Here is an 8,399-nt window from a genome sequence, read left to right as displayed (position 1 = left end):
CATAATAGAAGTATCGGATAAGATCTATAAATCTATAAAGATTTATAGGTATGCGTTGCTTTCTATAAGGTTTTTATAGATATAAGTCAACGGTGAGGGAGATTAGTAGGATAAGGCTAGAACTTTCAGATTGGCTATATAATGCAGGGATAGTTGGAATAGCCAATATATTAGAGCATAGTGGGAAAAAGTTTGAAAAAAAATCAAATTATATAGAATTTGATGAAGAGCTATTAGAGAACTTTGAAGAAATGTACTTTAAATATTTTATAGATAAGTATTTAAAGTTCACTTCATGGTATAGAATAGTTAGCTTTGAAGACTATATAATTAATTTTAATGAAGGTGAGATAACAGAAAAAGATATAGAAAAAATAAATAATCATATCCAATATACAAAGAAGAAATTAACAAGCAGCAGCTATAAAAGTGGATATTCAATTATCAAATCTAGTAAAATTGACTTATTAAAAGAAGAGAAGAAATTAAAGAAGATAAAGAAAAATAAGAAACAGACTATTAAAGATATTATTCCTAATATAAAAGAACAATTGGATGTAATTAGCGATATAATAGATTTTTTAAAAGCAGATGAAGTAAAGAGAGTAATACTAGCAAAAAATATCATATACGATGTAATAGCTAAATTCATTAAAGACGTAAGTTTTTTACATAAAAATGCTAATAAAAATAATATGTATGAAGAGTATAAAAATTATTTTATAAATAGTATTATTGAATATATCAATAATGAAGATAATAGCAATTCTAATTATAACTGTTTTAATTGTAATAGGAAGATTTCTAAATTATCTAAACCAGCTTCTTATGATTTAACTTGGATAAATAAAATAGGAGTAGATATGTCTCGAAAAACGTCTCATTTCTGGAATTTTTATGGAGATGCGTTTGTGTGTCCTATATGTAATTTGGTATATTCTTGTATACCAGCAGGATTTACAGTAGTAAGAGATAGAGGTTTATTTATTAATCAAAATTCAGATGTTAAAACTTTGATAAGTATTAATAATATTGCGATAGACCATAATACTAGGTTTGAGGAATTAGAAGAAAAAAGTTATTATGCTGTATCTGAAAATTTAAAACAAAGTGTAGTAGAGAATATGGAAAAGGAGATAGATAATATACAGATAGTTAAATTAGATTCTAATAATGATAGAAGACCGTATACCTTTAATGTACTATCAAAGAATAAATTAAAAATCATATATGAAAATAAGAAGTTGTTAAGATATTTGGTGAATAGTTATGTAAAGACCGATATAGGAGATTATATTAATATATATAGTGAAGTTATTAAAAGATTGTATGATAACAAAAATCAATTTGATTTAATAAATAAACTTTTGTATCTAAACATGAATGAGAAATTTGCCAAAATTGGTAATATAAAAATTATTATTAAAATAAATAATGATTATTTGGGAGGTATTATGAAAGGGAAAATGATATCTTATAATACTATAGATAAACTTCAACAGTTAGGTTTTGAGCTTAAAAAGGCTTATGAAGCCAAAAATTCAAAAAATAAAATAAGTGGTATATCTTACAGATTATTGAATGCATTAAAAACTAAAAATACAGATAAGTTTATGGATACTCTTATAAATGCTTATATGTATTTGAATAAAGAAATACCGATTGAATTTATTGAAGGATTGAAAGATGAAGATAGATTCCAGACATTAGGATATTCATTTTTATTAGGACTTCAGGGAGAGAACGGAAAGAAAGAATTGGATAAAGAAAATGAGGGGGATGAAATAAATGGATAAAAAAGGTTTAACTGCAAGTTTTATATTCGAAGCTGAAAGTGCAAATTATGGTGAAGGAGTTGGAAATGTTGCTTCATTAAAGAAGATTTCTAGGGGTTCTGGAGATAGTTACACATATATTTCCAGGCAGGCAATTAGATATAATATTATAACTCAAATGGGAGAAGATAGGACACCATTAGAATTAGATGGTTCTGTAATACAATTTGCTCCAGATGCAACAATTAAAGATTATCCAGAAATTGATTTATTTGGATATATGAAAACAAAAAAACCGGCTAAAACTCGTTCAGCAGTAGTAAGACTTTCTAATGCAGTATCATTAGAGAGCTTTAATGCAGATTTAGATTTTTTAACTAACAAAGGTTTATTAGATAGATACAATAAACAGAATGGAGAAATTAAAGATGGCGGTAATATAGCTCAAAGTGAGATACATAAATCCTACTATGTTTATACTATAACTATAGATTTGGATAAAGTTGGAATAGATGAAAATGATGATATAGAGGTTCCAAATGAAGAGAAGGCAAGAAGAATAAATAAATTATTAGATACTATCAAGTTTTTATATAGAGATATAAAGGGAAGAAGGGAGAATTTATCACCAATATTCGCTATTGGTGGAGTATATGATATTAAAAATCCTTTTTTCGAAAATAAGTTAAAAGTTAGAAACAATAAAATTCTAATAGATACTATAGAAGATGTTTATAAGATAGATGATAATATAAAAGAAAACACTATTTGCGGACTTATTAAAGGAATATTTAAAAATGATAGTGATATAGAAGAAAGGTTAAAACCGCTTAATATGGGAGATTTCTTTAATGAGTTAAAGAAAAGGGTAGATGAGTATTACAAGGCAGTTAAGTAGGTGATAATATGAGGGCTATTAGGCTAAAACTTTATCAAAATCTAGTTAACTATAAGAAACCTACGAGTTTTCAGTTAAAAGAAACATATCCTTTACCTCCTTACTCAACTGTGATAGGAATGATTCATTATGTGTGCGGATTTGAAGAGTATAAGGATATGAGTATAAGCATTCAAGGTAAGTATCATTCTAAAGTAAATGATTTGTGGACAAGATATGAGTTTTCATGTGCAGCTTATGAAAAAGGAAGGCATAATATAAAGGTGAGTTCTAGAGAGATAAATAAGAAAACAGGGGAAGAAATTGAAAAAACGTATGGAATAATAAAAGGAGTTTCTACTGCAGAACTTTTGGTAGATGTAGAGTTATTAATACACATAAAACCACAAGATGAGAAATTATTAGATTTAATCTATGAGAATTTTACGAAGCCTAAAGAGTATATCTCTTTAGGACGAAGAGAAGATATTGTTAGAGTTGATGAGGTGAAGATAGTAGAAATAAGTAACGAAGAATTGGAAGATTGTTCAGTTAAGCTAAATTATGATGCATATATACCTGTAGATATGTTTTCTAAATCTGATTTTCCTTCTAATGCAACCATATACAATCTTAATAAAGTCTACAACAAAATAAAAATAAAGAAAAATACTACTATTAGGCAATGGGAAAAAGTTAAAGTGATTCATGGGGTTATGAATAGAAATGAAATAACAGAAGGAACAGAAATATACAAAGACGAAGATAATAATTTAGTTTTTTTCGCTTAAAATGAGAACTTAACTATACTAGTGTGGCAAGTATTTTTAGTATTATATTAAGTTTAAAGATAGGGGTTTTACCCTATCTTTAAATTTAATGGAAGGAGATATCGACATATGAACAATTTATTTCTTGCCAAAACTAAAGACAGAGAAAGTATTGTAGAACATACAAAGGAATTATTATTTCAATTTAATAGACTTAAAAGTATATATCCGAATATCAAATATTTGGATTGGGAAATTTTAAGGATTGCTTGTATATATCATGATTTGGGTAAGATGAATACTAAATTTCAAAATAAATTATACAAAAAAATGGGATTAGATGAATTAAAAGATGATTTGCCAGAGATAGAAGAGATTCCTCATGGGTATTTGAGCCCTGCTTTTTTACCTAAAAAGAAGCTACAAAAAAAGTATAGTGAAGATGAATTAAGAGTTTTATATCAAAGTATATATTATCATCATAATAGACCAAAATTAGAGAATTCAGATGTTATAAAAAGGATTGTAAAAGAAGACTTGGAAAAATGGAGAGATTTATTTGAATTTGATGAAATAGACAAAACAGAGAAATTGTATCAATCATATTCGAGATATGTAAATAAATATAGAAGAATAATATATGGCGAAGACGAAAATGAAATTTATTATAAATATATACTTACTAAAGGTTTGCTTAATAAACTGGATTATTCGGCAAGCGCACATATACCTGTTGAAGAGCCTAATAGAGATTTATTTCAAAAAACATTAAAATCAATAGAGGATAGTGGATATAAGCTAAATGAATTACAACAATATATGATAAAGAATCAAGATAAAAATAATGTAATAATAGCTTCAACAGGTATAGGGAAAACAGAGGCAGCTTTATTTTGGATAGGAAATAATAAGGGATTTTTTACATTGCCTTTAAGAGTTTCTATAAATGCTATATATGATAGGGTTAAAGATAAAATAGGATTTGAACATGTAGCATTACTTCATTCTGATACATATTCTGAATATTTAAAGAGAAATGATGATTTGGATATTGATTATTATGAGAAAACAAAACAGTTTAGTATGCCGCTTACTATATGTACATTAGATCAACTTATAGACTTTATATTTAAATATGAGGGGTTTGAATTAAAACTTGCTACTTTAGCTTATTCAAAACTTGTAATAGATGAGATACAAATGTATTCGCCAGATATGATAGGGTATTTGATTGTAGCATTAAAATATATTACAGAAGCTGGAGGAAGATTTAGTATAGTAACTGCTACATTACCACAGATAATATTAGATTTTATGAAGGAAGAAGAAATAGAATTTAATGGGCCTGTAACTTATTGTAAAAAGGAAAAAGGGAAAGTACAGATTAGACACAAAATAGAGGTTATAGAGGAAGATATAAACATAAATCATGTAGTGGAGAATTGGAAAGATAAAAAGGTATTGATTATAGTTAATACGGTAAAGAAGGCACAAGAGATATATGATGAATTAATAAAAAATGATAGGTTATCGGGTGCTAACATTAATTTATTACATAGTAGATTTATAAAGAAGCACAGAGCATTAAAAGAGAGAGAAATATTAAAAATAGGCGATAAGGATAATAAGGAAAGCGGAATATGGGTAACTACACAAGTAGTTGAAGCTAGCCTTGATATAGACTTTGACGTATTATATACAGAGTTATCTGATATATCTGGTTTATTTCAGAGAATGGGAAGAGTGTATAGGAGTAGAACATTAAAAGATGATGTAACAAATGTATATGTATATACAGGTAAAGATAAGTACACATCAGGAGTAGGTAATAGTGATAAATCTATTATTGATCCTAAAATATTTCAATTATCAAAAGAAGCAATAAAAGAATTAAGCGGGCAGAAATTAGATGAAGAACTGAAGATGAAGATAGTTCAAAGGGTATATTCAAGAGAGAAATTAGAAGAAGCAGAATATTATAAAAAAATTAGAGATACGATTAATAAGATTAAGAATATAAGAGAATTTGAAATAGAAAAGGCAGATGTTAAATTAAGAAATATTTTAAATGTTTCGGTTGTACCTATGTGTGTTTATTATAAAGATATAGATTTTATTAAGGAATGCGAAAATATTATAAAGACAAGTAAGGATAAAAAAGAAAGAGAATTAGCGAAAAATGATATTAAAGATTTTATAGTAGATATACCTTTATATATGTTTGAAGAAGCAAGAAGAAATGGACGTATAGTAGATTATATTGAACTAGGTAAATTTAATAGAATACCTGTAATCGATTATAATTATAGTTTTGAAATAGGGCTAAAGAAAGATTTAAATGAGTTTGATATTGAGAGACAGTTTTTATAAAGTAAGGTGATATAATGGAATTTAATTTAGATAATTTCAAAGTTCAAGGAGTAAAAGTAAATTATTATTATATATGCAAAAGAAAATTATGGTTATATTCAAAAGGGATAACTATGGAGCAAAATAGCGACAGGGTAATGATAGGTAAATTAGTTCATGAAAACTCCTACAAAAGATTAAAGAAAAAAGAAGTATTAATAGATGATATGTTAAAAATAGATATTTTAGATAACGATTATGTAAGAGAAGTAAAAATAAGTAGTAAGATGACGAAAGCTGATAAAATGCAGCTTATTTACTATTTGTATTATTTAGATAGTTTAGGAATAAAGAAAAAGGGACAGATAAATTATGTAAAAGAGAGAAGACAAGAAGAGATAGAATTAACCAATGAATATAAGCGGGAAATCGAAAAGGCTTTAATCGACATTAAAGAAATTTCACAAAAGAAAAAACCACCTGAATTGGTTAAATTACCATATTGCACAAAATGTGCATATTATGAATTCTGCTTTGCAAAAGAGGTGTAGTTATGTCAAGAGATTTTTATATATTCAACAATGGAAGGTTAAAAAGAAAAGATAATACAATATATTTTATAGATTGTCTAGAAAATAAAAGAGCATTACCTATTCAGCAGATAAACAGTATTCACTTATTCGGAGAAATAGATTTGAATTCTAAACTTATAAATTATTTGTCACAATATGGAATAATGCTTAACTTTTACAATTATTATGGCCATTATTCTGGTACTTATTATCCAAGAAAAAAGAATGTTTCCGGTTTTACATTAGTAAATCAAGCAGCTCATTACAATGATTATGAAAAAAGACTTTGCATAGCAAAATCATTTGTAGACAGTGCTGTTCATCATATTCTTAAGAATATGAGAAGACATAAGGAGGGGATAGAGGATTTAATAGAAAGAATACAAATTGAGAGAAATAACATAGAAAAAGCACAGAGAATAGATGAATTAATGGGGATAGAGGGAAGGATAAGAAAAAGTTATTATAAGTCATTCAGTAAAATATTAAAATCAGACTTTAATATTCAAAAAAGAGAAAAAAGGCCGCCAACTGATCCAGTAAATGCGATGATATCTTTTGGAAATAGTTTAATGTATATGACTGTATTGTCCGAGATATATAAAACACAACTAGATCCGACAATAAGTTTTTTACATGAACCATCGGTTAAAAGATTTTCATTAAGTTTAGATATATCAGAAATATTTAAGCCTTTGGTTGTTGATACAGTAATATTTTATTTAGTAAATAATAGAATAATAACATTTGATGATTTTAATATAGATGAAGGGATATGTTATCTAAATGAGAAAGGTAGAAAAAAATTTATTTCCGAATATGAAAGAAAATTAGATACGACTATAAAACATAGAAAATTGAAAAGAAAAGTATCTTATAGAACATTTATAAAGTTGGAATGTTATAAACTTATTAAACATTTTATAGGCGATGAAGAATATAAACCTTTGAAGGCATGGTGGTAGTATGTTTGTTATACTTACATATGATGTTGGGGAGAAAAGAGTTAATAAAGTTAGAAAGAAGTTAAAGGAATACTTAATTTGGACGCAGAATTCAGTATTTGAAGGGGAAATAACAGAAGGAAAATTGAAAAAGTGTCTTTATGAAGTAAATAAGATTTTAAACAAGCAAGAAGACTCTCTTTATATTTATGAAATTAAAACATCTAGTCATATAAAGAAAAAAGTGATTGGTATTGATAAAAGTTTTGATGATATTTTTTTATAATTCATAAGAAATTATAATAAAATATTATATTTTAAAGATTTAATATCGATTTCATTGAAACTTTATCTGGAATGTTTACATACCAGAGTCATTATAAGCAGCATTAATTTGTGGATAATTTTGAATATAAATTCTGTAATGGATATAGCAAAATCTATTCTAAATTGTTTAAATCGAAGATTTTGTTTTAATTTTGTTTTAATATTTTATTTTAAACAAAATCATTTTTAGGATTTATTTAACCTGAAAATTTTATTTCTAATAGTTGGAAAGATTTTAAAGTTGCAGTAAAGCGGTTTTGATAAAAAAAGGTATAAATCTATTGAAATATCTTAAATAAAAGGCTTTAAATTTATATTACAAAAAACATTACTATAACTTTACTGCAAAAATACTAATCATAACTAGATTTAAGTATGTTGTAAGCCTTCAAACTTCTTATAGGCAGTTATTATAAAAATGGGGTTTTATATTAACTATGTGGAATGTAAAGAAAGACAAATTAGCTATATTTATAAGTTTTCATTATAAGTTTTATATTAACTATGTGGAATGTAAAGTAGACTAGAAAGGAGATGATAAGATGGATAGAACAAAGTTTTATATTAACTATGTGGAATGTAAAGTCTTTAAGTCGAATTTCACTACCAACATACCTAGAAAGTTTTATATTAACTATGTGGAATGTAAAGTTCTTTTTTTTAATTTATTGAGAAGTTTAAAAGTAGTTTTATATTAACTATGTGGAATGTAAAGCTAGAAAATTAATTAAAAGTAATATATATAAACCAAAAGTTTTATATTAACTATGTGGAATGTAAAGAAA

The 8,399-nt window shown here is 26.1% G+C and carries 7 protein-coding genes and 1 CRISPR repeat array; all 7 genes read left to right on the top strand.

Features of this window, described 5'->3' with window-relative positions:
• The first annotated feature begins 92 nt into the window (after positions 1 to 92).
• Positions 93 to 1,796 carry a type I-B CRISPR-associated protein Cas8b1/Cst1 gene (gene cas8a1 / locus BUB51_RS11135; protein ID WP_083599612.1) on the top strand — a complete coding sequence of 568 codons (1,704 nt, stop codon included), beginning with the start codon at positions 93 to 95 and terminating at the stop codon, positions 1,794 to 1,796.
• Positions 1,789 to 2,673 (top strand): type I-B CRISPR-associated protein Cas7/Cst2/DevR, encoded by an 885-nt coding sequence (gene cas7i / locus BUB51_RS11130; RefSeq protein WP_073197778.1) that lies wholly within the window; start codon positions 1,789 to 1,791, stop codon positions 2,671 to 2,673. Before cas8a1 ends, cas7i begins: the two co-directional genes overlap by 8 nt.
• Positions 2,674 to 2,681: 8 nt before the next feature.
• Positions 2,682 to 3,443: a type I-B CRISPR-associated protein Cas5b gene (cas5b, locus tag BUB51_RS11125; RefSeq protein WP_035164508.1), complete on the top strand. Its 762-nt coding sequence runs from the start codon at positions 2,682 to 2,684 to the stop codon at positions 3,441 to 3,443.
• Between the two features lie 108 nt (positions 3,444 to 3,551).
• Positions 3,552 to 5,792: a CRISPR-associated helicase/endonuclease Cas3 gene (locus tag BUB51_RS11120; RefSeq protein WP_073197776.1), complete on the top strand. Its 2,241-nt coding sequence runs from the start codon at positions 3,552 to 3,554 to the stop codon at positions 5,790 to 5,792.
• 14 nt (positions 5,793 to 5,806) lie between these two features.
• Positions 5,807 to 6,322, top strand: coding sequence for a CRISPR-associated protein Cas4 (gene cas4 / locus BUB51_RS11115; protein WP_073197774.1), 516 nt, complete (start codon positions 5,807 to 5,809; stop codon positions 6,320 to 6,322).
• A gap of 2 nt (positions 6,323 to 6,324) precedes the next feature.
• Positions 6,325 to 7,308: a type I-B CRISPR-associated endonuclease Cas1b gene (cas1b, locus tag BUB51_RS11110; RefSeq protein ID WP_073197772.1), complete on the top strand. Its 984-nt coding sequence runs from the start codon at positions 6,325 to 6,327 to the stop codon at positions 7,306 to 7,308.
• A 1-nt stretch (position 7,309) separates the two neighbouring features.
• Complete coding sequence (cas2, locus tag BUB51_RS11105; protein WP_035164500.1) at positions 7,310 to 7,573, top strand: CRISPR-associated endonuclease Cas2; 264 nt, start codon at positions 7,310 to 7,312, stop codon at positions 7,571 to 7,573.
• A 463-nt stretch (positions 7,574 to 8,036) separates the two neighbouring features.
• Positions 8,037 to 8,396: a CRISPR direct-repeat array (repeat unit 30 nt; unit sequence AGTTTTATATTAACTATGTGGAATGTAAAG).
• Between the last annotated feature and the right edge of the window lie 3 nt (positions 8,397 to 8,399).

It is taken from the genome of Caloranaerobacter azorensis DSM 13643 (genome assembly GCF_900129995.1).
In the GTDB taxonomy this organism is placed as follows: domain Bacteria; phylum Bacillota; class Clostridia; order Tissierellales; family Thermohalobacteraceae; genus Caloranaerobacter; species Caloranaerobacter azorensis.
Note: the sequence above shows the minus strand (reverse complement) of the source record. Positions and strands in the feature narration are given on the sequence as shown.